At 65.9% G+C, this 23,776-nt stretch carries 23 protein-coding genes and 1 pseudogene; 9 read left to right on the forward strand and 15 right to left on the reverse strand.

Annotated features, from left to right (window positions below; translation table 11 throughout):
• Nucleotides 1-27: 27 nt before the first annotated feature.
• Nucleotides 28-885, reverse strand: coding sequence for a class I SAM-dependent methyltransferase (locus KDC96_RS10520; RefSeq protein ID WP_212448396.1), 858 nt, complete (start codon nt 883-885; stop codon nt 28-30).
• 133 nt (nt 886-1,018) lie between these two features.
• On the opposite strand from KDC96_RS10520, the gene msrA reads away from it, so the two are divergent.
• Both msrA and KDC96_RS10530 read left to right on the forward strand, forming a co-directional pair.
• A complete protein-coding gene (gene msrA, locus KDC96_RS10525; protein WP_212448397.1) occupies nt 1,019-1,570 on the forward strand; it encodes a peptide-methionine (S)-S-oxide reductase MsrA in 552 nt (183 codons plus the stop codon).
• A gap of 6 nt (nt 1,571-1,576) precedes the next feature.
• On the forward strand, nt 1,577-2,404 hold the full coding sequence (locus KDC96_RS10530; protein WP_212448398.1) for a hypothetical protein: 828 nt from the start codon (nt 1,577-1,579) through the stop codon (nt 2,402-2,404).
• Here the strand turns inward: KDC96_RS10530 and KDC96_RS10535 are convergent.
• The gene (locus KDC96_RS10535) at nt 2,401-3,660 is read right to left on the reverse strand and encodes an RsmB/NOP family class I SAM-dependent RNA methyltransferase (RefSeq protein WP_212448399.1); all 1,260 of its coding nucleotides are present in this window, start codon (nt 3,658-3,660) and stop codon (nt 2,401-2,403) included. The two genes, KDC96_RS10530 and KDC96_RS10535, sit on opposite strands and share 4 nt — an antisense overlap.
• A 58-nt stretch (nt 3,661-3,718) precedes the next feature.
• Here KDC96_RS10535 and KDC96_RS10540 point away from each other — a divergent pair, with 58 nt between their 5' ends.
• Nucleotides 3,719-3,889 carry a DUF1674 domain-containing protein gene (locus tag KDC96_RS10540; protein ID WP_212448400.1) on the forward strand — a complete coding sequence of 57 codons (171 nt, stop codon included), beginning with the start codon at nt 3,719-3,721 and terminating at the stop codon, nt 3,887-3,889.
• On the opposite strand, the gene KDC96_RS10545 is transcribed toward KDC96_RS10540, so the two are convergent.
• The 5 genes from KDC96_RS10545 to KDC96_RS10565 form a co-directional block, all read right to left on the reverse strand.
• Nucleotides 3,886-4,383 carry a hypothetical protein gene (locus KDC96_RS10545; protein WP_212448401.1) on the reverse strand — a complete coding sequence of 166 codons (498 nt, stop codon included), beginning with the start codon at nt 4,381-4,383 and terminating at the stop codon, nt 3,886-3,888. The genes KDC96_RS10540 and KDC96_RS10545 overlap by 4 nt on opposite strands.
• On the reverse strand, nt 4,380-5,780 hold the full coding sequence (locus KDC96_RS10550) for a cytochrome P450 (protein WP_212448402.1): 1,401 nt from the start codon (nt 5,778-5,780) through the stop codon (nt 4,380-4,382). The genes KDC96_RS10545 and KDC96_RS10550 overlap by 4 nt, the downstream gene beginning before the upstream one ends.
• 56 nt (nt 5,781-5,836) lie before the next feature.
• Nucleotides 5,837-6,871: a ferrochelatase gene (gene hemH, locus KDC96_RS10555; protein ID WP_212448403.1), complete on the reverse strand. Its 1,035-nt coding sequence runs from the start codon at nt 6,869-6,871 to the stop codon at nt 5,837-5,839.
• 61 nt (nt 6,872-6,932) lie between these two features.
• Nucleotides 6,933-9,206 (reverse strand): xanthine dehydrogenase family protein molybdopterin-binding subunit, encoded by a 2,274-nt coding sequence (locus KDC96_RS10560; RefSeq protein WP_212448404.1) that lies wholly within the window; start codon nt 9,204-9,206, stop codon nt 6,933-6,935.
• 2 nt (nt 9,207-9,208) lie between these two features.
• Nucleotides 9,209-10,198, reverse strand: a complete 990-nt coding sequence (locus tag KDC96_RS10565; RefSeq protein WP_305819757.1) for an Mrp/NBP35 family ATP-binding protein — start codon at nt 10,196-10,198, stop codon at nt 9,209-9,211.
• 132 nt (nt 10,199-10,330) lie between these two features.
• Between KDC96_RS10565 and hflK the strand changes: the two genes are divergently transcribed.
• The 3 genes from hflK to KDC96_RS10580 all read left to right on the forward strand — a co-directional run bounded on the left by hflK (nt 10,331) and on the right by KDC96_RS10580 (nt 13,984).
• Nucleotides 10,331-11,446, forward strand: a complete 1,116-nt coding sequence (gene hflK / locus KDC96_RS10570) for a protease modulator HflK (RefSeq protein ID WP_212448405.1) — start codon at nt 10,331-10,333, stop codon at nt 11,444-11,446.
• Between the two features lie 2 nt (nt 11,447-11,448).
• On the forward strand, nt 11,449-12,294 hold the full coding sequence (gene hflC / locus KDC96_RS10575; protein WP_212448406.1) for a protease modulator HflC: 846 nt from the start codon (nt 11,449-11,451) through the stop codon (nt 12,292-12,294).
• A gap of 133 nt (nt 12,295-12,427) precedes the next feature.
• The gene (locus KDC96_RS10580; protein ID WP_212448407.1) at nt 12,428-13,984 is read left to right on the forward strand and encodes a Do family serine endopeptidase; all 1,557 of its coding nucleotides are present in this window, start codon (nt 12,428-12,430) and stop codon (nt 13,982-13,984) included.
• Between the two features lie 83 nt (nt 13,985-14,067).
• Here the strand turns inward: KDC96_RS10580 and KDC96_RS10585 are convergent, their stop codons facing one another.
• From KDC96_RS10585 to KDC96_RS10605, 5 genes are all read right to left on the reverse strand, one after another.
• Nucleotides 14,068-16,335: a transglycosylase domain-containing protein gene (locus tag KDC96_RS10585; protein WP_212448408.1), complete on the reverse strand. Its 2,268-nt coding sequence runs from the start codon at nt 16,333-16,335 to the stop codon at nt 14,068-14,070.
• A gap of 119 nt (nt 16,336-16,454) precedes the next feature.
• Complete coding sequence (gene msrB, locus KDC96_RS10590; protein WP_212448409.1) at nt 16,455-16,877, reverse strand: peptide-methionine (R)-S-oxide reductase MsrB; 423 nt, start codon at nt 16,875-16,877, stop codon at nt 16,455-16,457.
• A 126-nt stretch (nt 16,878-17,003) separates the two neighbouring features.
• Nucleotides 17,004-17,675 carry a glutathione S-transferase family protein gene (locus KDC96_RS10595; RefSeq protein WP_212452599.1) on the reverse strand — a complete coding sequence of 224 codons (672 nt, stop codon included), beginning with the start codon at nt 17,673-17,675 and terminating at the stop codon, nt 17,004-17,006.
• A 74-nt stretch (nt 17,676-17,749) separates the two neighbouring features.
• Nucleotides 17,750-18,193, reverse strand: a complete 444-nt coding sequence (locus KDC96_RS10600; RefSeq protein WP_212448410.1) for a hypothetical protein — start codon at nt 18,191-18,193, stop codon at nt 17,750-17,752.
• Between the two features lie 74 nt (nt 18,194-18,267).
• Nucleotides 18,268-18,630: a hypothetical protein gene (locus tag KDC96_RS10605; protein WP_249171756.1), complete on the reverse strand. Its 363-nt coding sequence runs from the start codon at nt 18,628-18,630 to the stop codon at nt 18,268-18,270.
• Between the two features lie 75 nt (nt 18,631-18,705).
• Here KDC96_RS10605 and KDC96_RS10610 point away from each other — a divergent pair, with 75 nt between their 5' ends.
• Nucleotides 18,706-19,095 (forward strand): VOC family protein, encoded by a 390-nt coding sequence (locus KDC96_RS10610; protein ID WP_212448411.1) that lies wholly within the window; start codon nt 18,706-18,708, stop codon nt 19,093-19,095.
• 38 nt (nt 19,096-19,133) lie between these two features.
• On the opposite strand, the pseudogene metW reads toward KDC96_RS10610, so the two are convergent.
• Nucleotides 19,134-19,729, reverse strand: a pseudogene (gene metW, locus KDC96_RS10615) (methionine biosynthesis protein MetW).
• On the reverse strand, nt 19,726-20,838 hold the full coding sequence (locus KDC96_RS10620; RefSeq protein WP_212448412.1) for a homoserine O-acetyltransferase: 1,113 nt from the start codon (nt 20,836-20,838) through the stop codon (nt 19,726-19,728). The pseudogene metW and the gene KDC96_RS10620 overlap by 4 nt, the downstream one beginning before the upstream one ends.
• A 124-nt stretch (nt 20,839-20,962) precedes the next feature.
• Between KDC96_RS10620 and hisC the strand changes: the two genes are divergently transcribed.
• Both hisC and KDC96_RS10630 read left to right on the forward strand, forming a co-directional pair.
• The gene (gene hisC / locus KDC96_RS10625) at nt 20,963-22,066 is read left to right on the forward strand and encodes a histidinol-phosphate transaminase (RefSeq protein ID WP_212448413.1); all 1,104 of its coding nucleotides are present in this window, start codon (nt 20,963-20,965) and stop codon (nt 22,064-22,066) included.
• Entirely contained in the window at nt 22,063-22,971 is a 909-nt protein-coding gene (locus KDC96_RS10630; RefSeq protein ID WP_212448414.1) for a prephenate/arogenate dehydrogenase family protein, read from the forward strand. The genes hisC and KDC96_RS10630 overlap by 4 nt, the downstream gene beginning before the upstream one ends.
• Nucleotides 22,972-23,091: 120 nt before the next feature.
• Here KDC96_RS10630 and KDC96_RS10635 read toward each other — a convergent pair whose 3' ends face one another.
• The gene (locus KDC96_RS10635; RefSeq protein WP_212448415.1) at nt 23,092-23,769 is read right to left on the reverse strand and encodes a 1-acyl-sn-glycerol-3-phosphate acyltransferase; all 678 of its coding nucleotides are present in this window, start codon (nt 23,767-23,769) and stop codon (nt 23,092-23,094) included.
• Nucleotides 23,770-23,776 lie beyond the last annotated feature (7 nt).

The raw sequence follows: 23,776 nt of genomic DNA on the forward strand, positions 1-23,776 counted from the left end.
CTCCCGCCAGGCCCGGCCCGATGGGGCTCAGTCGGCCTTTTTGAACAGCAGTGTCATCCGGTCGCTTTCACCGATCGCAAGATATTCGCTGCGGCGCGGATCGTCAGGACCGGTCCCGAGTACCGGCGGCAGCGTCCACACGCCGCGCTCCCAGTTGGCCGGATCCTTGGAGTTGGCGTTGATCTCGCTCTTTTCGACCAGTTCGAAGCCATTGGCCGCGAAGATCGCGATCACGTCCGCCTCGCGCATGTAGCCGCGCTGGCGCGCGCCATAATCGTCGTAGCTGGCACCATCGGGCGCGCGGTGCTGGACGACGCCAACCAGACCATCGTCCTTGAGCATGACGCGCGCGGCCTTGAGCACATCGTCGGCATTGTTGCCGATGTTGAGACCGTGCATCGAGCGGAAGATCAGCACGCGATCGACGGTTCCGGCGACGTCCTCGGGCATTTCATCGGTTTCGAAGGCGGTCACAGCGTCCGGCTCGACGCCCATGCCGCTGGCGAGGCCCGCCTTGAAATCCTCGGTCCAGGCCTTGGCCCGAGCCTCCTGTGCGCGGCTGTTGTAGCTGCGCGCATCGCTGTCGCCGTTGAAGGCGATGTATTTGCCGGCGGGCATAAGATAGGGCGCGAGGACGCGGGTATACCAGCCGCCGCCTGGGCCGTATTCGGCGACCGTCATGGTCGGCTCGATCCGGAAGAAAGCGAGCGTTTCGGCTGGATTGCGATACTGATCGCGCGCGCGATCGTCGGCGCGGCGTTCGTGTGCGAGCACTTCTTCGAGGCTCGGTGCAGACGCATGGTCGTCGGCGATGGCAGGAGCGCTGGCGGCGAAAGTAGCGGCACCGGCAAGCGCGGCGAAGGGGGCAAGCAGGGCAAGTTTCATCGTCGGGGACCTCTCTCGTGAAAACCTGTCTGGTGTCCTTACGCCTCGCAGAGGCGATGGCAAGGCGCAGGAGCGGCACTGGCAAATTCGGTCGACCTTCCTATGTCATTCGTCGAAATCAGGAGATCGAACGATGGAACAGGCAATCATTGCAGGCGGGTGCTTCTGGTGCACCGAAGCGGTGTTTCGCGACGTGATCGGCGTCAGCGAAGTCGAAAGCGGTTATATCGGCGGGGACAAGGCCGATCCGACCTACAAGGAGGTCTGCACCGGCAACACCGGTCATGCCGAGGGCATCCGGGTGACGTTCGATCCCGACCAGATCAGCCTTGCGGAGATCTATGACGTATTCCTCGGCACCCACGACCCGACCCAGCTCAATCGGCAGGGCAACGATATCGGCACCCAATACCGCTCGGCGATCTTCCCGCTGTCGGACGAACAGGGCGAAGCGGCGAAGGCCGCGATCGGCCGCTGGAACGCGGAAAACGGCGCCATGGCGGTGACGACGATCGAGGGACTGGCCGACGGCAAGCAGGTCCATGCGTGGTATCCGGCGGAGGACTACCATCAGGAATACTGGGACGGCGAAGGCCAGCGGAATCCCTATTGCCTCGCGGTGATCCCGCCCAAGATCATGAAGCTGCGCAAGAGCTTCCAGAAGTACGTCAAGCAAGACGCCTGAGCGCCCATGCCCGCGCTCGACCGATCCTACACGTCCGACCACGAGGTTCGGGCCGATGGGTCGGTCGCCTTCGCCTGTTCGCAGGACGTGCGCGAATGGCCATGGCTGGCGCTGCCGCCGCAGCATCCGCTCGTCATCCAGACCCAGAATTTCTGGACCAGCGTCGGGGCCACGCAGGCGGCCGGTACGCGTGACGACAGCAAGTGGAGCGCGCTGACGTGGACCGACTGGGTGCTCGGCGATCGCGCCGCCGGGATCGCTGCGCGAGGTTTATTTGAGCGCACCGATGACAACGACAAGCTCGAATTTGCCATCGAGCTGTTCGATGCGCAGGACCGCCTGATCGCCCGCATTCGCGGCAGGGGTGTGGTTTTCCGCACGCGCGATTTCGAAAGCTGGCGCGACAAGTCCAAGGTCAAGGCCCGCGATGCTGCCGCCGAGACCGGCGTATTCGACTATGCTCCCCGCGAACAGCTTGGCCTGTCGAGCGTTGAGCCGCCCTTGATTGCTCCGCTACGCGAGCAAGACGGTTCGCTGACAACGACCGCGCTCATCACCAAGGAAAACGGCCTGATGCCGGGCCACCCCTATTTCAGCGGGTCGGGCGACCATGTGAACACGCCGCATCTGGCGGAGGTCGCGCGGCAAGTTGCCTGCCTCCTGTGCGACGGCAGACAGGTCACCATCACGTCCGCCGAAATGGATATGCACCGCTACATCGAGCTCGACACGCCTATCGAGATTTCGATCGATGTCGTCGCGGAGAACCGGATGACCCTGTCGGTCTCGCAGCTCGAACGGTCCTGCGCGACCATCGCGATGGAGTGGGCCTAGCGCTTCCGCCACCGCGCGACGAAGAATCCGTCGAGACCGCCATCATCCGCCAGCATGCCCGGATGGGTCCGCAGCCAGCCCTCGGGAGTCGGCTCGATCCCTTGCGCCAACTCGCTTGAGGCGATCGGCATAGGCTCGAGATCGAACGTCGCATCGATCCACGCCGCCTGCTCCTCGCCCTCTTCCGCCTCCAGAGAGCACACCGCGTAAACCAGCACCGTGCCCTCGCTCATCCATTCGACCGCCTTCATGATCAGCGAATGCTGGATTTCGGTCAGCTCGCCGATCTGGCGCGGCCCGACCCGATGCAGCACGTCCGGGTGACGGCGGCAGGTTCCGGTGGCGGTGCAGGGCGCGTCGAGCAGGATTGCGTCGAAGCGCTTAGCCGGGGTGTAGGTCATTGCGTCGGCCTTGACGATCTCGGCCTCGAGCCCTGTTCGCTTGAGGTTGTCGCGCAGCATATCGAGCCGTTTCTCGCTGATGTCGAGCGCGGTGACTTGCCACCCTTGCGCCGCGAGCGCGAGCGATTTGCCACCCGGCGCGGCGCACAGGTCGAGCGCGCGCTTTCCATCGCCAGCGCCGAGCAGGCGCGGCGGAATCTGCGCGGCGAGGTCCTGCACCCACCATGCGCCGTCGGCGTAGCTCGGCAGCATGTCGATCGGCGTCCCGCGTGGCAGCCGGATGTGCCCGGGCGTGAGGCTGACGCCGCCCATGGCGTTGCAGCGCTCCTCAGTTTCGGCGGTGTGCTTGAGCGCCAGATCGACCTCGGGCGGGTGGATCAGGCCGGGCGCGATCGCCTCGGCCCGCTCGCCCCAGCGTAGTCGAACCGCATCGGGCAGAGTCGGCACGTCGGGCAAGCGCGCCTCGCGCTTCATCAGCGTCGAAAACACGCCATGCGCCAGCCTGCGCGGCCCGCCGGCGAGCAGGTCCAGCCCGGTGGCGATCACGGCATGCGCCGGCGTGTCGAGCCGCAGCGCCTGCGCCAGCATCAGGCGCAACAACGTGCGCGGCTTCGCATCGTCGGGCAGGCGCTTTTTGGTAGCGCTGTCGATCAGCGCATCGAGATCGGTCAGCCAGCGCAGTGTCTCGCCCGCGATCGCCCGCGCCAGCGCGCGGTCGGCGGGGCCCTGCACGCCCTGCATCGCGGAATGTTCGGTCTGTTCGAGCGTCTCGCCCCGACGCAGCACCGCATCGAGCAGCTTGAGCGCGGCGCGACGGGCGGGAAGTCCCGGAACCTTGTTGTGTGGGTTGGGCATAGGCGGTTCGCCTAGCGACAGTTGAAACCAAGCGCCAGCACGCGCATTTCATAGGCGTATGACGAAAAAGAAATCAGCTGCCGCGAATGCGTTCACGAAGCCCGCACACTGGACCAACGATCCGCCGCCCAAGCCCAAGGCGGTCGATCCGCTGAAGGACGAACCGCGCGAGATTTCCCCCACCCGCTATGGCGATTGGGAGAAGGATGGCATCGCCTGGGACTTCTAGAACCTCGACGCGTCGGTTTCGAAATTCGCGACATAGATCCGTCCCTGCCAGGTCGCGATGCAAGTGACGGTCGAGATGAGGGTATCGCTTTCGTAAATGGTGCACTTCCCGCGCGCGTCTACTGCCTCGCCGGCTCGAATCTGAAGATCTGTGACCTTGGCCGTGCCGACGATCGGTGAGTCGAAAACGTGTTCGACGGTGTAGGTGAATGCCTTGCCGCCGGTCTCGCTGCTGAATTCGATCAGGAGCGCCATACCTGTTTCGGTGATGACCACTTGATCGCACCGGGCGAAAGCCACGCCTTGATCGCGCAGTTCGGCGTATCTGGAGGAGTAGGTGCAATCGCCCGTCAAATGGATCGGCCTGCCGCTCGCGGAAGCATCCGGAGCCGGCTCCGTCAGCGCGAGCGCTGCAATCACCCCAAACAGACCGATTCGGTTCACAGTCATGGCGCCAGATTGATCTCCGGCCGCTGCATCGGACGTGAACGTCAAAGTTTGACGAAGGCGACTTCCAACCCGTCCTTCGGCTGCGGGATCGGCCACGCCTGCCAATCGGGCGCGTAGCCCTCGGCGACCTCGATCCGGTAGCGCTGCAGCAGCTGCGCCATCAGGATTTTCACCTGCATGTAGGCGAAGTGCAGGCCGAGACACATATGCGCCCCGCCGCCGAACGGGACCCAGGCGTATTTGTGCCGCGCCTTCACCTTGTCGGGTGTGAACCGCATCGGGTCGAAGGTGAAGGGATCGTCCCAGTATTCCTCCGAATGGTGCGTCCAGTAGATGTTGATCCCCACCATCTGCCCGGCCGGAATGCGATAGCCGCCGAATTCGAATTCCTTGAGCGCGCGGCGCGGCATCGAAGGAACCGGCGGCATCATCCGCAGCGCTTCCTTGAAAGCCATTTCGGTAAGGTCGAGCTTGCCGAGATCGTCGTAATCGAGCCCGCGCGGATTGCCGTCCCCGTCCGGCCCTCCGGTCACCGCAAAAATCTCCTGACGCACCTTTTCCTGCCACTCGGGATTGGCCGCGAGGTAGTAGATCAGCGAGGTCGCGCTCGACGTGATCGTGTCATGCGCCGCCATCATCAGGAAGCTCATGTGGTCGACCACTTCGTCGACCGGCAGCAGCGAGCCGTCCTCGCGGGTCGCGGTGGCGAACTGGCTGAACATGTCCTGCCCCCCGCCCTCGGCACGGCGGCGATTGGTTTCGCGGGTCAGGTAATCGACCATGTATTTGCGGCCGTCGACGCCCTTCTTCATCTTGGTGAAGGGCAGCGGACGGCGGATCGGCGCGACCGAGGCCTGGACCATGTCGACGAAGGCCTGATTGATCCGGTCGGCTTCGGGGCCGAGCGGCACACCGAGAAAGCTGTCCGCGGCCAGATCAAGCGTCAGCTTCTTGATCGCCGGGTAGAAGCGCATCGGCCCTTCCCATCCGGCGACTTCGCGCGCGATCCCGCTACCCAGCGCCCCCGAATAGTGCCGCATCGGCTCGGGCTTGAACGCGATTGAGAGCGCGCGGCGGTCAATCCGGTGATGGTCGAAATCCATCAGCATCAGCCCGCGCGGGAACAGCAGGTCGAGCACCGGGCCCCAGCCCTGTTCGCTCGAAAAGATCTTGTCCTTGTTGAACAGCACCAGTTCGTTGGCTTCCGCCCCGACCAGCGCAACGCTCCAGCCGCCGAAGGCGAAGCTCTTGTAGACCTTCCCGTAAGTCTCGATCATGCGCTTGGTGTAAGCGTGCGGGTCGGCCAGCTGCTTGAAGGTGTTGCCGATGACCGGCAGGCCACGCTCGCCCGGAATGTGTGCCAGGTCGGCATCGCTGGGGATGCCTTCGCTCCAATGCTTGAAGGTCGGAGTGGTGGCAGGCTTTTCAGCTAGGGTGGCCATGGCTTGAGTTCCCGTTTGGGTTTCGGATCACTACTTACCTTAGTGTAAGTAGTCGCTCAAATCCAGCCGGAAAGCTCGCGCCGGATCAGGCTTTCGAGCATCGCTATCCCGCCGCTCGAGACATTCAGGCAATCGAGCACGGCATATTGCTCGCCGCCCGCCTCCAGAAATTCGTTGCGTCCCTCGAGCGCGAGTTCCTCAAGCGTCTCGACGCAATCGGCGGCGAATCCGGGTGCAGCGACGACCAGCCGCTTGGTGCCCTTCTCACCCTCGGCGATTAGCGTGTCGTCGGTCGCGGGCTCCAGCCATTGGGCCGGGCCGAACCGCGACTGGAACGTCGTCTCGAACCGCACGCCCGCGAATTCGGGATTCTCGGCAAGCCGCTCGCGCAGCAGCCTTGCGGTCTTGTGACAATGGCAGTGATAGGGATCGCCGCGCTCCAGCGTGCGCAGCGGCATGCCGTGAAAACTGAGCAGCATGACTTCGGGCGCGAATTCGAGCGAACCAACCTGCCGCGCCAGATCGCCGGCCAATGCATCGAGATACGCCGGATTGTCGTGATAGGGCGGGAGAAACCGCAGGGCGGGCTGCCAGCGCATCGCCGCCATCACCCGCGCCACCTCGTCGAACACGGTCGCCGTCGTCGCGGCGCAATATTGCGGGTAGAGCGGCGCGATCAGGATCCGGTCGCACCCCTTCGCGGTCAGCTCGGTCATCCGCTGCTCGATCGAAGGCTGGCCGTATCGCATCGCGTAATCGACCACGATCTCCTGCCCCATCTCGCCGGCAATGGCTTCCGCCTGGCGGGCAGTGATATCCGCCAGCGGCGAGCCGCGATCGGTCCAGATCTTGGAATAGGCCTTCGCGCTTTTCTGCGGCCGCGTATTGAGAATGATGCCGCGCAGGATCGGCTGCCATGCGATCGGCGGGATTTCGATGACCCGGCGATCGGACAGGAACTGCTTGAGGTAACGCCTGACCGATCCCGGATCGGGCCCATCGGGCGTGCCGAGATTGACCAGCAGCACGCCGATTGCGCCGCTCTCGACCGGCGGGTGATCGTTGGGGAGGCGCTGCTTTTGCCAGGTCATGCAGCGTCCAACGCACCGGTGCGGCAACGTTTCCGGACAGAACTAAGGATGCTGCGATCGATCATATGCCGTCCGAAAGTAGGGGCAGGCGCCGCAGTCTCAAGCCCGTCGCCGAAAACAGCGCGTTGGCGATGGCGGGCGGCGCGATCACCGCGCCGAGCTCTCCCGGGTCGGCCGGAGGGGCCTCGCTGGCGATGAAATCGATCGCGATTTCGGGACAGTCGGCGAGCGTGGGCAGGCCGAGCCCGGCGTAATCGAGGGTGGTCGGAAGACCCGCGCGGTAGCGCAGCGCATTGCCGAGCGCGATCCCGATCCCGAACACCAGACCGCCTTCGATTTGCTGGCGAGCGACATCGGGATTGACGAGCCTGCCGATATCGACTGCCGCACTGAGGCGAGTGACCCGTACTCCGCCTTCACCCGGCCGCGCGGTTGCGACACAGGCGATCCGGGCGCCGGAGGCCGGATCGCCGATCCGGTGGCAGGCGATCCCCTGTCCGCTCTGGTCGAGCCCGCCGTCCCATTCGGCCAATTGCGCCGCGCGCTGGAGGCATGCGGCGAGGCGGATATCGTTGCCCAGCATCGACATCCGGAACGACAAGGGTTCGCGTCCCTGGGCCCGAGCAATCTCGTCGATGAAGCTCTCGATCGCGAAGGCGGTGTAGCTGTTGGCATTGCCGCGCACGCGGCCGACCGGCAGCCCGATCTCGACCGGTACATGCTCGACCACCACGCTCGGCAGTTCGTAGGCCGGGAGCGCGCCTTCGCAGGCGAGTTCATCCTTCTTGCCCGCCGCCTCGCGCAACGCCGCCCACGATGTAAGGTTGCCGAACAGCCGGTTGCCGAATTCGAGCGTAGCCGAGGGGCAGGCGAGCCGCACCCGCAGCGCGTCGATCTGGCCGCTATCGCCCTGCGCCAGCTGCGCTCCGAGCAACGCGTAGGCCGGATTGCGGGGACGGTTGCGGATCAGCTCGCTGCGGCGCGGCCAGCTCAGCTGCACCGGCTTCCCGATCTCGCGCGCGATCAGCGCGATCTCGATCGCGTGATCGTGTTCGAGTCTGGCATCAAAGCTGCCGCCGGCGGGCATCGGGTAGAGCGCGACATCTTCGGGATCGAGCCCGATCGCTTTGGCCGCCGCCACGCGCGCCTGTTCGGGAGCCTGCGATGCAATCCACAATTCCAGCCGCCCGTCGCGCAACCGCGCGGTCGCGGTCGCGGTCTCGAGCGGCGCGGCGGGAGCGGGTTCGACCTCGTAACGCTGCGCGAAATCGACCCGTGTCATTGCCGCTTCGCCAAAGCCGGTTTCGGCGATCCGGAACGACGGGCCGCCTCCGACCATCGTATCGAGCCGCCCGGCGATATCGTCGCTGTCGACCGGATAGGCGGTCTTGAAATGCGGTGCCATCGCCTCGAGCGCCCTGTTCGCGCTCCACCATGTCGTCGCCGCGACCGCGAGCCAGCGATTGCCGCGCACCGCACCCACGATCCCGCGAATGCCCTGCACCGCCCCGGCGTCGAAGCCGACCAGTTCCGATCCGTCGTTGGGGCCGTGGCGGATCGCGGCGAAGACCATTCCGGGCAACCGGATATCGCCGGCGAACTGGAATGTCCCGTCGACCTTGGACGGCAGGTCGATGCGCGGATATTCGATAGTCGAGGCACCGGGCAGCGGGAGCGGCGCGGCTCTGGCCGGTTCGGGCCGCAGCGGCGGAGGGTCGGGCGGAGAGCGTTCCGCCGCCCCGGCGGCAAGTTCGCCGAAAGTCGCCGAATTCTCGCCCAGCGTCACCATGCCGCCCGCGACCTCGCATTCCTCCCAGCTTGCGCCCCACCGATCGGCGGCTTCCTGCGCCAGCATCGCACGCGCAGTCGCACCGGCGGCGCGGCAGGCATCCTCGTAGGCGGCGATCGAGGTGCCGTCGGCTGTCGCGGTAAAGCGCCGCTCGCGCGCGAACCGCTCGGCGAACATCGCGTCGGTCGCGTCGGTCAATCCCGCACCGAACGGATCCCACAGCGCCATCCAGCGTTCGGCCAGCGGGATATTGGGATACGCCCCCGACACCGCTCCCGGCTCGACCGCGATCTGCCGCCAGTCCGCGCCCAGTTCCTGCGCCACGATCTGGGGCAGCAGCGTGGTGACCCCCTGCCCCATTTCGGTCTGCGGCACCGCGACCGTGACCACGCCGTCTTCGGCGATCTTGAGCCACGCACCGAACAGGTGTTCGCCGTCTGCCGGTTCGAGCGGGTTGGGATAGCTGCGCGGCATCAGCCACCACGCCACCAGCAAACCGCCCCCGACGGCCGCTCCGGTCAGCACTCCGCGTCTCGTGACCTGCATTTTCAGCCCGCCTCCCGTTCGAGCCAGTCGGCAACCTGCCGCGCGATCGCGGCGAAGGCGGCGGCGTTGTCGTCTTCACCCAGCGCGGGGGGATCGCCCGCATCGCTCTTGATCCGGATGTCGAGCGCGAGCGGAATTCGCCCGAGGAACGGGATGTCGAGCGTGTCGGCAAATTTCTCGACCCCGCCCTGCCCGAACGGATCGCTCACCTCGCCGCAATGCGGGCAGGCATAGCCCGCCATGTTCTCGACCAGCCCGATGATCGGGATATCGCCCTGCTCGAACAATTGCCCGGCGCGCGCCGCATCCATCAGCGCGATGTCCTGCGGCGTCGAAACCAGTACCGCGCCATCGGGCTTGTGCTTCTGCATCATCGAGAGCTGCACGTCGCCGGTTCCCGGCGGCAGGTCGACCAGCAACAGTTCGGTATCGCCCCAGCGCGCATCTACCAGCTGGCCCAGTGCACTCCCGGCCATCGGGCCGCGCCATGCCAGCGCCTTGCCCGGATTGACGAGGCTGCCCATCGACAGCAGCCTGATGCCGTGCGGCGTATCGATCGGGATCAGCTGCTCGTCCTCGGCCACCGGACGGTCCGTCTCGTTGCCGAGCAGGCGCGGCTGCGAGGGGCCGTAGATATCGGCATCGATCACCCCCACCTTCTTGCCGAGTTTCGACAGGGCGACGGCGAGATTGGTGGTGAGAGTCGACTTGCCGACCCCGCCCTTGCCCGATCCGATCGCGATCATCCGGCGGCGTGGCTTTTCGCCCATCAGCGCGACGCGCACTTCGCCGACGCCCTCGACCGGCGTGAGCGCTTCGGTGACCTGCCGTTCGAGCGTTTCGCGACCCTTCGCCGACATTTCCCCGACTTCGACGACCACGACGGCGCGCCCCGCGACCATCTTCGCCGAGCGCACGCGCGCTTCGATTTCCGGGGGCAACGCCGCGCGAAGCTGGTCTTCGCCGGGCGGTGAATTGGCGGCCGCGTTCATGGGACAGCGCCTCTAGCACCAAAATCCAACGCTCAACCCCTGTTTTTCGCCAATCCGCATACCTATAAGGGTTGTATGCGAATTTTCGACGGTTTGAGAGAGCGCTTTGGGTGGGCCGACAGGGGCCTTGCCATGGCTGGGAAAAAGAACCCTTGGGGCGGCGCCGGAAAGGGCGAAGGCGACGGCGATACGCCCGAAACCGGCGAAAGCGACCCGGGCAAATCCGGCGGCCCGCGCAATCCCTGGCTTCCCGGTGGCGGCTCGGACAATGGCAAGCGTCGTTCGGCCAGTATCGAGGATATCTTCAAGAATCGCGGTCCCGAAGGCCCCCGTCGCAGCGGCGGCGGGCCGCGCGGACCGAGTTTCCGCCTGCCCGAACGGCCCGGCGGCAAGAGCTGGGTCCCGGTCATCGCCGTAGGGGTCGTGCTGCTGTGGGCTGGGCTCACCAGCGTGCATTTCGTCCAGCCGCGCGAGCAAGGCGTGGTCACATGGTTCGGCGGGCAGTATTCGCGCACGCTGAATTCGGGCACCAATTTCACGCTGCCCTGGCCGATCCAGCAGGTGACGGTCGAGCTGGTCAGCCAGATCCGTTCGGAAACCGTGCCCAGCGGCAATACCGAAAAGCTGATCCTGACCGGGGACCAGAACCTGGTCGACCTGTCCTACCTCATCCGCTGGAACATCTCCGATCTGGCGCTTTACCAGTACCAGCTCGAGGACCCGCAGGACACGCTGCTCGAAGTGGGTGAGGCCGCGATGCGCGCTGCTGTCGCCAAGCAGGAACTCGACACGGTCCTGACCGGTGCCGGTCGCGCCGAGATCGAACAGGAAGTGCGCGACCGGATGCAGGCGCGGCTCGACGCCTACCGCTCGGGCATCGCGGTGCAGGGTATCGAAATCAACAAGACCGACCCGCCCAGCCGCGTCGAAGAAGCGTTCAAGGATGTGTCGTCGGCGCAGCAGGATGCCGACGCCGCTATGAACCGGTCGCGCGCGATCGCCGAACAGCTGCTCGCCCGCGCGCAGGGTGACGCGGCCGAGTTCAACAATATCTACGAACAATACCGGCTCGCGCCCGAAGTGACGCGCCGTCGCCTCTATTACGAGACGATGGAAAGCGTGCTGTCGCGCACCGACAAGACGATAATCGAGGCCGACGGGGTGACGCCCTACCTGCCGCTCAACGAGATGCAGCGCCGCCGCAACCAGCCGCAAGCCGCCACTCCCGCGCAGCCGGAGGGACAGTGACCATGGAAAACATCTGGCAGACATATCGCATCGCGATCATCGCTGTCGGCGTCGCGATCGTCGGCTTGCTCAGCTTCCTGTACGTGGTTCCGGAAACGCATCAGGCGGTGGTGATCCGCACCGGTAATCCCGAACGCACGGTCAACCGGTTCCGGCCGGACGTGCCCTACGGCCAGACCGGTGCGGGCATTTCGTGGCGGATTCCGTTCTTCGAGCGGGTTCAGATGATCGACCGCCGCGTGCTCGATCTCGACATGGAGCGCACCCAGGTGCTTTCCAACGATCAGCAGCGCCTGCAGGTCGATGCCTATGCGCGCTATCGCATCATCGATCCGGTACGGATGGTTCAACGGGCCGGGACCGAGGAACAGCTCGAAACCGCGCTGTTGCCGATCCTGACCTCGGTGCTGCGGCAGGAGCTCGGGCGCCGCCCGTTCGCCTCACTGATCAACGCCGAACGCGGCACCGCGATGACCAACATCACCTCGGCACTGGATCGCCAGGCGCGGCAATACGGCGCGCAGGTGCTCGACGTGCGGATCAAGGCGGCCGACCTTCCCGAAGGACGCCCGCTCGATGCGGCCTTCACCCGGATGGAGACCGACCGCGAGGAAGAGGCGGCAACCATCCGTGCGGCCGGGCAGCGCGACGCGCAGATCATTCGCGCCGAAGCGCAGGCCGAAGCCGCCCGCATCTACGCCGAAGCCTATGGCAAGGACCCGGAATTCTACGATTTCTACCGCGCCATGCAGAGCTATCGCCAGACCTTCCTGCAGGGCGAGGGTGAAAGCTCGATGGTCCTGTCGGAAGACAGCGAGTACTTCCGGCAGTTCCGCGGGCAGCGCTAGAGCGCTGCGCCGACGAACCGCCGACGCGGCCCGGCGAGCGGCGAGCGCGTTCAATCGCCGTTCAGTGCGTCTGGGCGCATTGTGGCGGCGTAGCTAAACACAGGAACGGGCGTGCGCCCGCGCGCGCCCGGTCATGAGGATAAGGAAAGAGGACGTGAACAACGTGCGGTATGTTTATGGACTGACGAGCGCGCTTCTGGTGGGAGGCGCTGCGGTTTCGCTGATCACTGGCCAGCCGGTCGGTGCGCAGGTCGCTCAGAACGACGATTCGGTGATGAGCCGGGTGGTGCCGCGGGCCGGCGCGCCCGAAAGCTTCGCCGACCTCACCGAACAGCTCCAGCCGGCGGTGGTCAACATCGCGACCCGCCAGCGGGTGCAGGTCAACAACAACCCGTTCGCGGGGACGCCGTTCGCGGACCTGTTCAGCCGCCGCCGGGGCGGAACCCCGCAGCAGCCGCAAACGCGCGAGGCACAATCGCTCGGTTCCGGCTTCATCATTTCCGCCGATGGCTTCGTGGTGACCAACAACCACGTCGTCGCGCCCAACAACCGCGCGACGCTCGAATCGATCACGGTCACGATGCCCGACGGCACCGAATACGAAGCCGAGCTGGTCGGGGCCGACGCACCGTCGGATCTCGCGGTGCTCAAGATCAAGGCCAATCGCACCTTCCCGTTCGTGCAGTTCGGCGATTCGAGCGAAGCGCGCGTGGGCGACTGGGTGGTCGCGATCGGCAACCCGTTCGGGCTCGGCGGCACGGTCACCAGCGGGATCGTTTCGGCGGTCTACCGCAACACCGGCCAGGGTGGCGCCTACGACCGCTACATCCAGACCGACGCAAGCATCAACCGCGGCAATTCGGGCGGCCCGCTGTTCGACATGCAGGGCAACGTCATCGGCATCAACAACGCGATCTTCTCGCCCTCGGGCGGCAGCGTCGGGATCGGTTTCGCGATTCCCGCCGAAATCGCGGCGCCGATCGTCGACAAGCTCAAGTCCGGCAGCGAGGTCGAGCGGGGTTTCCTCGGCGTGTCGCTCCAGCCGATGGACGATGACCTCGCCGATTCGCTCGGCCTGCCGCGCAATCGCGGCGAGCTGGTCCAGTCGGTGCAGGACGACAGCGCGGCGCAGGCCGCCGGGCTGCGTCCGGGCGATATCGTGACCAAGGTCAACGGCCGCGATGTCACCTCCGACCAGACGCTGTCGTTCCTCGTCGCCAATCTCGAGCCGGGCATGCGGGTGCCGATCGAATTGCTCCGCAACGGGCAGACGCTGACCGTCACTGCGACGCTCGGCAAGCGGCCGACGGAGGCCGAACTGGCGCAGCAGGCGCAGGTGTTCGACCCGGAATCGGACGAACCGATGGATCCCGACCAGACCGACGACGTGATCGCCGAAAAGCTCGGGCTGCAGGTGCTGGCCATGACCCCGCAGATCGCGCGCCAGCTGGGTGCCGACAGCGGCACCGTCGGGATGGTGATCGGCGCGGTCGATCCGAATTCGGACGCGGCGCGCAAGGGCCTGCAACGCGGCGACATCATCCTGTCCGCGAATTACTCGCCGGTTTCCTCGATCGACGAACTGCGGGGAGCCATCGCCGAGGCCGAAAGCGAAGGTCGCGAGGCGATCCTGCTGCGCATCCAGCGCCGCGGCCAGCCGCCGCGCTATGTCGGCGTGCGCCTGCGCTAGGCACCGCCCGGCCCATTCACCAACGCAAACAAAAAGGCGCCGGGACATCCCCGGCGCCTTTTTCGTTGCAGTCAGCGGCGCCGCTAGTTCGCGAGGGTTTCCTGGGCCGGACGCGGTGCTGCCGGTGCGCGCGGCTGCGGTTGCGGCGGCCCGGTTTCCGGAAGCGGTGGCGAGCGCGGCTGCGGCGAACGCGAAGGTTGGGGCCGCGATCGTCGCTCGCGCTCCGGCGGCAGTTCGCCGCCGGTGGCGCGCTCGAGGAAATCCTCGCTCACGGCTGGCGGCGGTTCGGTACCAGCTCCCCCTTCGGGACGTTCACCGTCGACTCCGAACGGGCTCTCCGAGGGGTCGCGCCGTCCCGGTTCGATGAGATTGCCGTCCTCGTCGATGAAGTAGTAATCGTCGGGCTCGCCCAGCAGATACTCGTCATCTGGCTCGAGCCGCCATTCGGGCAGGTTCAGCTCGGTATCGAACTGCTCGACCGGGCGGTCTTTCACCGCGTAGCGCATGTAGGCAGCAAAGGCCGCCGCCGGTGCGCGCCCGCCCTGCAGACCCGGAACCGCCTTGGCGTCGTCACGCCCCATCCACACGCCGGTGGTGATCCCCGACGAAAACCCCACGAACCAGCCATCCTTGTTCGAGCTGGTAGTGCCGGTCTTGCCTGCCACCGGGCGCCCGATCTGCGCCGCGCGCCCCGTCCCGGTCTGCACCGCTGCCTGAAGCAGGTCGGTTATCCCGGCGGCCACGTAGTCGGGGACGAGTGTCGTCTGGCGCTGCTTCTTGTGTTCGTAGAGCAGTTCGCCGCTGGCGGTGGTCACCCGGGTGATGCCATACGGCTCGACCGAAACCCCCTTGGCCGAGACCGCGGCAAAGGCGCGGGTCATGTCGATCAGCCGCACCTCGGACGATCCCAGCACCATCGACGGGTAGGTCGAAACCGGCGTCGTGATACCGAACCGCCGCGCCATCGACGCGACGGTCCCGAACCCCACTTCGTTGCCGAGCTGCGCCGCCACGGTGTTGATCGAATAGGCGAAAGCGGTGCGCACGTCGGTATCGCCGATATTGCGCCCGTTGGAATTGCGCGGGCTCCAGCCGTCGATCGTGACCGGCACGTCCTTGACCTCGTCGGTCGGCGTGTAACCGGCCTCGAGCGCGGCGAGAAAGACGAACAGCTTCCACGAAGAACCGGGCTGGCGCATCGCGTTGGTGGCGCGGTTGTAATTGCTTTCGACATAATCGGTGCCACCGACCATCGCCAGGATCGCTCCGTCGCGATCGAGGCTGACGAGCGCGCCCTGCGCACCGTCGGGCGTGTTGGCATCGACCGAAGCGGTCGCGGCGCGCTGCATCCCGACATCGAGCGTGGTCCACACTTCGATCGGGGCAAAGGTTTCGGGCAGCAGGATATCGAGCTGCGGCAACGCCCAGTCGGTAAAGTAGCGGACCGAATTCTGCCCGGATTGCTGTTTCAACTCCACCGTGTCGACATCGACCGACGCCTGTTCGGCGGTGATGTAGCCCTGCTCGCGCATCAGCCGCAGCACCACTTTCGCGCGATCGACCGCGGCCTGCACGTCGGCGGTCGGCGAATAGCGGCTGGGCGCCTTGACCAGGCCGGCGATGATCGAAGCCTCGGCGACCGACAGCTCTTTCGCCGGGTGGCTGAAGAACTTGCGGCTGGCGCTGTCGATCCCGTAGGCGCCGCCGCCGAAATAAACCTTGTTGAGGTAGAGCTCGAGGATCTGTTCCTTGGAGAACTTCCATTCAAGCGCCATCGCCAGCACCGCTTCGCGCGCCTTGCGGTCGACGGTCCGGTTGTTGTTGAGGAACAGGTTGCGCGCCAGCTGCTGGCTGATCGTCGAGGTTCCGCCGACCCGTGAGCGCGAGCCGGTGAAGCCTTCGATCACCGCGCCGGTGGTGCGCACCGGATCGACCCCGAAATGGTCGTGAAACCGCTTGTCTTCGACCGCGACCATCGCGTTCTTCATCGTTTCGGGAATGTCCTGATAGTCGAGCCATTCGCCGAAACTCGGCCCCAGTTCGACAATCTCGCTGCCGTCGCGCGCGCGCACCAGGATGGTCTGCCCCGTCTGGGTCGCCTTGAGCTGGTAGAAACTGGGGATCGAGCGCGCCGCGAACCCGACCGCAAAGGCGAGGAACAGCGCGCCCAACACCGCTGCGCCGGTGCCCCACAGCGCGAGCCGCTTGGTCCAGCGCCAGAACGGGGAAGCAGGCTTGCCCTCGCCCCTGCTCTTGCGCGGCTTGCTGGAGCGCGAGCGGGACCGTTCGGCGGCGGCGCGGCGGCTGCCGCGCTTGCTCTTGTTCTGGATACCGTCACCCCGTTTCGACATCGTCGTCCATCAACCCGCTGAGCCATTCCACCACGGCACGGCACTGCATAGGCGACTTCTAACCGCGCGTGAACATGTCCGGCGGCACCGGTCCCCCGGGAATCGACCCCGTCGCGCGCTCAATCGCCGGTCTGGTCGGTTTCCCCATCGAAATCGAGCGCGGCCGAATTGATGCAATAGCGCATGCCGCCGGCATCGGGCGGGCCGTCCGGGAAGACGTGGCCGAGATGCCCGCCGCAGGTCGCGCACAGCACTTCGGTGCGAATCATGCCAAACGATGTGTCGCGCCGCTCCTCGACGGTCTCTTCGTCCGCGGCCCTGGTAAAGGCGGGCCAGCCGCAGCCGCTGTTGTACTTCGCATCGCTTTCGAACAGCTTCGTGCCACAGCCGGCACACATGTATTCGCCGTCCTGGAAATGCTTGTCGTACTGGCCGGTGAAGGCGCGCTCGGTCCCCGCCTCGCGCAATACGTGGAATTGCTCGGGCGTGAGTTTTCGGCGCCAGTCGTCTTCGCTCAGCGTCTTGGGATCGGGGGAGGTCATGCGGGGGTCCTTCCTGTTCCCCCCAATATCGGGGCGAGCAGCGGCGTCCGCAAGGGCGATGGCGTAGCGTACAGTGCGAGCCGGGGTCGCATGCCGGCCCGGCTTCAGCCGGGCAGGGCGGTGTCGCTATCCGTCGACGAGCGCATAATGTGCGGGCGGCTTGATCACGTCCATCCGTTCGGTCAGCAGCGGACGGAAGCTCGGTCGGCTCTTGAACACCGCATACCAGCCTCGGGTCTGTTCGTGCCCGGTCCAGTCGATCCCGCCGAGATAGTCGGCGACGCTGATCTGCGCCGCAGCCGCGAGGTCCGCCAGGCTCATGGTCGATCCCGCCAGCCACGGGCGGTTGTCGATCAGCCAGTCCATGTAATCGAGATGGCCGTGCGCCATCTTCATCGCTTCGCGCAGCGCCTTGCTGTCGGGCGGCTGGCGCAGCACGATGCGTTTCTTCATCCGCTCGGACAGCAGCGGCGCGGTCACGTCGGTGTAGAAATTCTCGTCGAACAGGGCGACCAGACGGCGGATTTCCGCACGCACCGTCGCCGTGCCGTTGATCATCGGGGAGCGGTCGACCGTCTCCTCGAAATATTCCGCGATCGCGCGGCTGTCGGCGATCGTGATCCCGCGCTCCTCGTCCACCAGCACCGGGGTGCGCCCGGCGGGGTTGAGGTTGAAGAACATGTCGGACGCCGCCCAGGGATCTTCGCGCACGAGCTCGTAGGCAATGTTCTTCTCACCCATCAGCAGCCGCAGCTTGCGGCTGAAGGGACACAGGGGAAATTGATAGAGCTGCCACATTGCGCGTGAAATCATGCCTCAAGCGCGCGGATACGTCCATATTCGCGGCTGCGTAAGCGGCGACTTATATGCGGTTATCGCGCGTCGCGCGCTTCTTCGATCGCTTCGCGCATGCGCTCGGCCATATCGCGGAAGGCGGGGAGCATGTCGCGCATGCCCTCGGTCATGGCACTCATCGCATTCATCGCCACCGGCAGACTTTCGGACAGCCGTTCGGGCAGGTCCTCGGCTTCGGGAGCAAGATCGCGGACGCGGGCATCGGGATCGATATCCGGCCCCGCCCCGCCGGTCGCGCGGTCGATCGCATCGGCGAACGGACCGACCTCGAGATCGAGCATCGCGCTCACGAAAACCTGCGCCATGACGGCGGCCTGATCCTGGAATTGCGGATCGCCGAGCCTGTCCGACAGTTCCGACAATGCCGCTTCCGGCGGCTCGACCGGTTGTTCGTCAGCCTGCGCGTAGACGGGCGAGGCGAACGCAATCACCGCAGCAGCGGCAAGGGGGAAAGCGCGCATGGCAGATCCTTTCGGTATTTCGGGGTGCGACCGCTCTAGTTCATGTTCGATGACGTTTAGCTGAACGAGTGCGCTCAGACCCCGGACGCTTCGAGCATCACCAGGCACGCGGGCATGACCGCATCGACTGCGCCCTCGTCCCGAAGGCGGCGCGCCTCGTCGCCGACAAGCTGTGCCACACCATTCCTGTCGAGCCCGGTCTGATCCATCACCTGCGCCAGGGCGACAACGAAGAATTCGCGCCCGCGCGGGCCGAGATCGGGCCATTTCCGTGCCGATTCGTCTCCGGTCGACTGCAGGTGTGCGATGATCGCGAACGCCGCCGAACAGCGAATGGCCGCGCGGTTCTCCTGCGTCAGCCGGACTTCGTCCGCAGGGGTTGCCGGGGTCGGGCTTTGCGCAGCCAGCAGGACTGCGACAAGAGTTCTCATCATCATCGCACGCGCCGTATAGCCAGCGCGATGAACCTCATGCTACCGCGCATGCAAATATCAGCATGAGAGGAGTCACCGATGCTCAACCACATCATGATCGGCAGCAACGATATCGAGCGGTCGAAGAAATTCTACAACGCGGTGCTCGGCGTACTCGGTGCGGGCGAGCCGTTCGTCAATGTTTCCGCCACCGGCCACACGCGGCTGTTCTACATGCACGACGGCAGCACCTTTTCGGTCAGCGAGCCGATCAACGACGCACCGGCCACTGTCGCCAACGGATCGACCATCGGCTTCAAGTGCAACTCACTCGAACAGGTGAAGGAACTGCACGACGTCGCGATCGCTCATGGCGGAACCAGCATCGAAGACCCGCCCGGCCCGCGCGAGAACACGATGGGCACGATGAACCTGTGCTATTTCACCGATCCCGACGGCCACAAGATCTGCGGCATCCACCGCGCCTAATCTGGCGGAAGTGTCCGGGGCCGCTCGCTCACTCCACCCTACCGGCTAAGCTGGAACACGGCGAATTCGGCACGCCAGTTGGCGCCGAATTCGCCGATCTGCGCTTCATTGGCGAAGTACCAGGCGCGGTCGATGGCTGCGCCTTTTTCGCGCGCGAGATCACGGAAGTCGTCAACGGTGACGTGGTGGATGTTGTCGGTTTCGTACCAGCTGACCGGCAGCGCCCGCGTCACTGGCATCCGCCCCCGAACATCAGCGCGGAGCGGGTCCGCCAGTGCGCGAAATTCGGGAACGAGACGAAGGCCCGCCGCCCGACCCTGAGCAGTTCGTCGAGCATCAGGTCGGGCCGGGTCGCAGTCTGCAGCGTCTGACTCAGGATCGCATAGTCGAACGCCTTGTCGGGATAGTCCGCAAGGTCGGTATTGGCATCGCCCTGCACCACCGAAAGCCCGCGCGCGACGCAGCGCTCGACCTTTGCCGCGTCGATCTCCATCCCCCGCGCGTCGGCCTGTTTCGCGCCTTCAAGCTCGGCCATGAGCGCGCCATCGCCGCAGCCGATATCGAGCACCCGGCTCTGCGCCGCGACATGCTCGGCGATGACGGCGAGATCGGGACGGAGGGTGGACCGGCTCATTCGATGAACCCCTTCACCACCCGGTCGAGCTGCGCGTGTTCGAGCAAGAAGCTGTCGTGGCCGTTGGGCGCGCTCAATTCGACGAAGCTGACCTTGGCTCCGGCGGCGTTGAGCGCATGGACGATGTGGCGGCTCTCCGCCGTCGGATAGAGCCAGTCGGTGTCGAAGCTGACGAGGCAGAACCGCGCAGGGCTGCCCGAGAACGCGTTGGCGAGCTTGCCGCCATGCTCTTCGGCGAGGTCGAAATAGTCCATTGCCCGCGTGATGTAGAGATAGCTGTTCGCATCGAACCGCTGGGTAAACCCGCTGCCCTGGTAGCGCAGGTAGCTCTCGACCTGGAAATCGGCATCGAAGCCGAAGCTCTTGGCACCGGGTTTCCCGTCTTCCCTGGCCTGCAACCGCCGCCCGAATTTCTCGGTCAGTCCGGCTTCCGAGAGGTAGGTGATGTGCGCCGCCATCCGCGCCACTGCGAGCCCGTTGTCGGGTTTCGCGTCGCTCGCGTAATAGTCACCCCCGGCCCAGGCGGGATCGGCCATGATCGCCTGCCGTCCGACTTCGTGAAACGCGATGTTCTGCGCCGAATGCCGCGCGGTCGAGGCGATCACCAGCACGCGTTCGGTACGGTCGGGCCAGTTCGCCGCGAGGCTCAGCGCCTGCATCCCGCCCATCGACCCGCCGACAATCGTGTGCAGCCGCTCGATCCCCAACCCGTCGAGCAGCGCGACCACTCCCCTCACCATGTCGCGGATGGTGATGACGGGAAAGCGCATCGCGTAGGGCTTGCCATCCGAACCGGGGCTCGCCGGGCCGGTCGAGCCCATGCAGCTGCCGATCACATTGGCGCAGATGACATGGAAGCGGTCGGTATCGATCGGCTTGCCGGAGCCGACCATCCGCTCCCACCAGCCAGGCTTGCCGGTGATGGGATGGGTAGATGCCACATACTGGTCGCCGGTAAGCGCGTGGCAGATCAGCACGACGTTCGATCGATCCGCCGCCAGCGCGCCATAGGTTGCGTAGGCGATCTCCACGCCCGAAAGCACCTCGCCGCTGTCGAGCGGCAGGTCGCTGGGCAGCGCAAAGCTGTGGGAGGCGGAAGCGGCATTCATTGCGCCCGCCAAAGAGGAAAAACGGCCTTTCGACAAGCTCGGGGCGAACGGTTAGGAGAAATTTTCGCTATTCCGTTCGTGCTGAGCTTGTCGAAGCACCGGATTTTCTTCAAGCCGCTGCGCGATGAAGTCGAAACCCACACCCAAACCCTGGATCGAGGCGATCCACGCCTATGTTCCCGGCAAGGCGACCGCGAGCGACGGGCGTCCGCTGGTGAAACTGTCGGCGAACGAGAACCCGCTCGGCACCAGCCCGGCGGCGCTGGCCGCGCTCGAAGCAGCGCGCGGAGAGGCGGCGAGCTATCCCGATCCCGACAGCAAGGCATTGCGCGCGAAAATCGCTGAACTGCATGGGCTCGACGCGGACCGGATCGTCTGCGGCACCGGCTCGGACGAGCTGCTCAACCTCGCTGCGCAGGGTTATGCCGGGCAGGACGACGAGGTGCTGTTCAGCCGCCACTCCTTCTCGGTCTACGACATCGCCGCGCGGCGCTGCGGCGCGAACCCGGTCGAAGCACCCGACCGCGATTTCACCGCCGATGTCGATGCGCTGCTTGCCGCCGTCAGCGAGCGGACCCGGGTGGTGTTCCTCGCCAATCCCAACAATCCTACCGGCACCTGGATACCGGCGAATGAGGTCGAGCGGCTGCATGCCGGCCTGCCGCAGGACGTGGTGCTGGTGGTGGACGAGGCCTATGCCGAATACCTGCCCGAAGCCGAACAGCGCGCCGGCTTTGCGCTCGCTGCAGCCCACGAAAACGTGCTGGTCACGCGCACCTTCTCCAAGATTTATGGCCTCGCCGCCGAGCGGATCGGGTGGGCGACCGGGGCGCCGGGACTGATCGCGACGCTCAACCGCATTCGCGGACCGTTCAACGTCACCGCATCGGGGCAGAAGGCCGGGCTGGCCGCGCTGGACGATCAGGATTTCGTTCGCCGCAGCCGCGATCACAACGCCGCCGAGCGTGCGCGCCTCGCCGATGCCGTTGCGGCGCTGGGCAATCACGGGCTGAGCGCGGTGCCGAGCGAGGCGAACTTCCTGCTGGTGCAGTTCGAGGGCGACCTTTCCGCCGAAACCGCGCGCGATGCGATCGCGGAAGTCGGTTACGCGGTGCGACACATCCCGGAACCCGGCCTCAGCCATGCGCTGCGCATCACCATCGGCAAGAGCGAAGACATGACCCGAGTCATCGCCACCCTGCGCCAGCTGTGCGGAGAGGCGCCATGACGATCAATCGGGTTGCCATCATCGGGCTTGGCCTGCTCGGCGGATCGATCGGGCTGGCGCTGCGCGAGCGCGCGCCGGGAATTGCCACCACCGGCTTCGACGCCGATCCCAATGTCCGCGCGGTCGCCACGGATCGGGATCTGGTCGGTACGGTGTGCGAGACCCCCGGCGAGGCCGTGGCCGAGGCCGATCTGGTGATCCTGTGCGTGCCGGTCGGCGCGATGGGCGATGCCGCGCGCGCCTTTGCCGATGCCTTGCCGGAAGGGGCAATCGTCAGCGATGTCGGCTCGTCCAAGCGCCACGTCGCCGAGGCGCTGGCAGAAGCGCTGCCGGGCCACACGATCATCCCTGCGCACCCCGTCGCCGGGACCGAGCAGAGCGGGCCGGAGGCCGGGTTCGCGACCCTGTTCGCCAATCGCTGGTGCATCCTCACCCCTCCAGCCGATGCGGAGGAGGACAAGGTCGAGGTGCTTGCGAATTTCTGGCGCGGTCTCGGCGCGCGGATCGAGATCATGGATGCCGAGCATCACGACCTCGTGCTCGCCGTGACCAGCCACATCCCGCACCTCATTGCCTACACCATCGTCGGCACCGCCAGCGATCTGGAAGACGTGACCCGCAGCGAAGTCATCAAGTATTCCGCCGGTGGCTTTCGCGATTTCACCCGCATCGCCGCCTCCGATCCGGTGATGTGGCGCGACGTGTTCCTCTCGAACAAGACCGCCGTGCTCGAAATGCTGGGCCGCTTCACCGAGGACCTGACGGCGCTGCAACGCGCGATACGATCCGGCGACGGCGACACCCTGCACGACCTGTTCGACCGCACCCGCGCGATACGGCGCTCGATCATCGAGGAAGGGCAGGACGACGAGCGGCCCGATTTCGGGCGGGAGGATCATATTTGATTTCGCCTCAAGCGCCGGCGGGGCCATCCGGCCCCTTGGCTATCCTCGCTCACGCGACCTGAAGGTCGCATCGCTGCGGGCGGGCGGTCGCCCTTGCGGCTGCGTCGCAGCCGATGAGGCTCAATTCAACGCATTGATCGCTGCATGCACACGCGCCTCGACTTCCGCGCGGGGGAGGCCTGCCGGGATCGTCTCGCCGATCCGATATGTGATCGTGCCCGGCCGCTTCCACAGCCGGTTATAAAGCGGGCCGCTGTTCACAGCGACCGGCACGACCGGCAGTCGCAGCAGCTTGTAAAGCCCGGCAAACCCCGATTGCAGCGGGCGCTCACTCCCGTGTTCCACCCGTGTGCCCTCGGGAAAGATCACCAGCGGACGGCCCTCCGCAATCCGTTGCCGCGCGGTCGTCAGCATATGCCGCAGCGCCCGCGCGCCTTCATCACGGGCCACAGGTACAAGACCGTAGACTTTCGCCGAAAACCCCCAGCCGGGGATCGTAAACAATTCGCGCTTGGCGAACACGGCGGGAAAGCTGAGCAGGTGCGGCAGGTCGATCGCTTCGAAATAGCTTTCGTGCTTCATCGCGATCAGAACCGGTTCGTCGGGCAGCGAGCCTTCGACGTCGATCGCAATGCCCAGCAGGTTGCTCACGCACCAGCGGTGCCACTTGCCCCATGTCGCCACCACCCGCTTGAGCCAATGCCGCCCGAACGGGATCGCCAGCACCGATGCAACCACCAGCACGGCGCTGAACCCGTAGAACAACAGGTAGAACAGGAGACTGCGTAGAACCGCCATGGCTGCC

The organism is Erythrobacter sp. JK5 (genome assembly GCF_018205975.1).
Lineage (GTDB): Bacteria > Pseudomonadota > Alphaproteobacteria > Sphingomonadales > Sphingomonadaceae > Erythrobacter.

Coding starts and splice junctions, on each gene's coding strand:
- KDC96_RS10520 (WP_212448396.1), bottom strand. CDS start 885: ATGAAACTTGCCCTGCTTGCCCCCTTCGCCGCGCTTGCCGGTGCCGCT.
- msrA (WP_212448397.1), top strand. CDS start 1,019: ATGGAACAGGCAATCATTGCAGGCGGGTGCTTCTGGTGCACCGAAGCG.
- KDC96_RS10530 (WP_212448398.1), top strand. CDS start 1,577: ATGCCCGCGCTCGACCGATCCTACACGTCCGACCACGAGGTTCGGGCC.
- KDC96_RS10535 (WP_212448399.1), bottom strand. CDS start 3,660: ATGCCCAACCCACACAACAAGGTTCCGGGACTTCCCGCCCGTCGCGCC.
- KDC96_RS10540 (WP_212448400.1), top strand. CDS start 3,719: ATGACGAAAAAGAAATCAGCTGCCGCGAATGCGTTCACGAAGCCCGCA.
- KDC96_RS10550 (WP_212448402.1), bottom strand. CDS start 5,780: ATGGCCACCCTAGCTGAAAAGCCTGCCACCACTCCGACCTTCAAGCAT.
- hemH (WP_212448403.1), bottom strand. CDS start 6,871: ATGACCTGGCAAAAGCAGCGCCTCCCCAACGATCACCCGCCGGTCGAG.
- KDC96_RS10560 (WP_212448404.1), bottom strand. CDS start 9,206: ATGCAGGTCACGAGACGCGGAGTGCTGACCGGAGCGGCCGTCGGGGGC.
- KDC96_RS10565 (WP_305819757.1), bottom strand. CDS start 10,198: ATGAACGCGGCCGCCAATTCACCGCCCGGCGAAGACCAGCTTCGCGCG.
- hflK (WP_212448405.1), top strand. CDS start 10,331: ATGGCTGGGAAAAAGAACCCTTGGGGCGGCGCCGGAAAGGGCGAAGGC.
- hflC (WP_212448406.1), top strand. CDS start 11,449: ATGGAAAACATCTGGCAGACATATCGCATCGCGATCATCGCTGTCGGC.
- KDC96_RS10580 (WP_212448407.1), top strand. CDS start 12,428: ATGAGGATAAGGAAAGAGGACGTGAACAACGTGCGGTATGTTTATGGA.
- KDC96_RS10585 (WP_212448408.1), bottom strand. CDS start 16,335: ATGTCGAAACGGGGTGACGGTATCCAGAACAAGAGCAAGCGCGGCAGC.
- msrB (WP_212448409.1), bottom strand. CDS start 16,877: ATGACCTCCCCCGATCCCAAGACGCTGAGCGAAGACGACTGGCGCCGA.
- KDC96_RS10595 (WP_212452599.1), bottom strand. CDS start 17,675: ATGTGGCAGCTCTATCAATTTCCCCTGTGTCCCTTCAGCCGCAAGCTG.
- KDC96_RS10600 (WP_212448410.1), bottom strand. CDS start 18,193: ATGCGCGCTTTCCCCCTTGCCGCTGCTGCGGTGATTGCGTTCGCCTCG.
- KDC96_RS10605 (WP_249171756.1), bottom strand. CDS start 18,630: ATGATGATGAGAACTCTTGTCGCAGTCCTGCTGGCTGCGCAAAGCCCG.
- KDC96_RS10610 (WP_212448411.1), top strand. CDS start 18,706: ATGCTCAACCACATCATGATCGGCAGCAACGATATCGAGCGGTCGAAG.
- KDC96_RS10620 (WP_212448412.1), bottom strand. CDS start 20,838: ATGAATGCCGCTTCCGCCTCCCACAGCTTTGCGCTGCCCAGCGACCTG.
- hisC (WP_212448413.1), top strand. CDS start 20,963: ATGAAGTCGAAACCCACACCCAAACCCTGGATCGAGGCGATCCACGCC.
- KDC96_RS10630 (WP_212448414.1), top strand. CDS start 22,063: ATGACGATCAATCGGGTTGCCATCATCGGGCTTGGCCTGCTCGGCGGA.
- KDC96_RS10635 (WP_212448415.1), bottom strand. CDS start 23,769: ATGGCGGTTCTACGCAGTCTCCTGTTCTACCTGTTGTTCTACGGGTTC.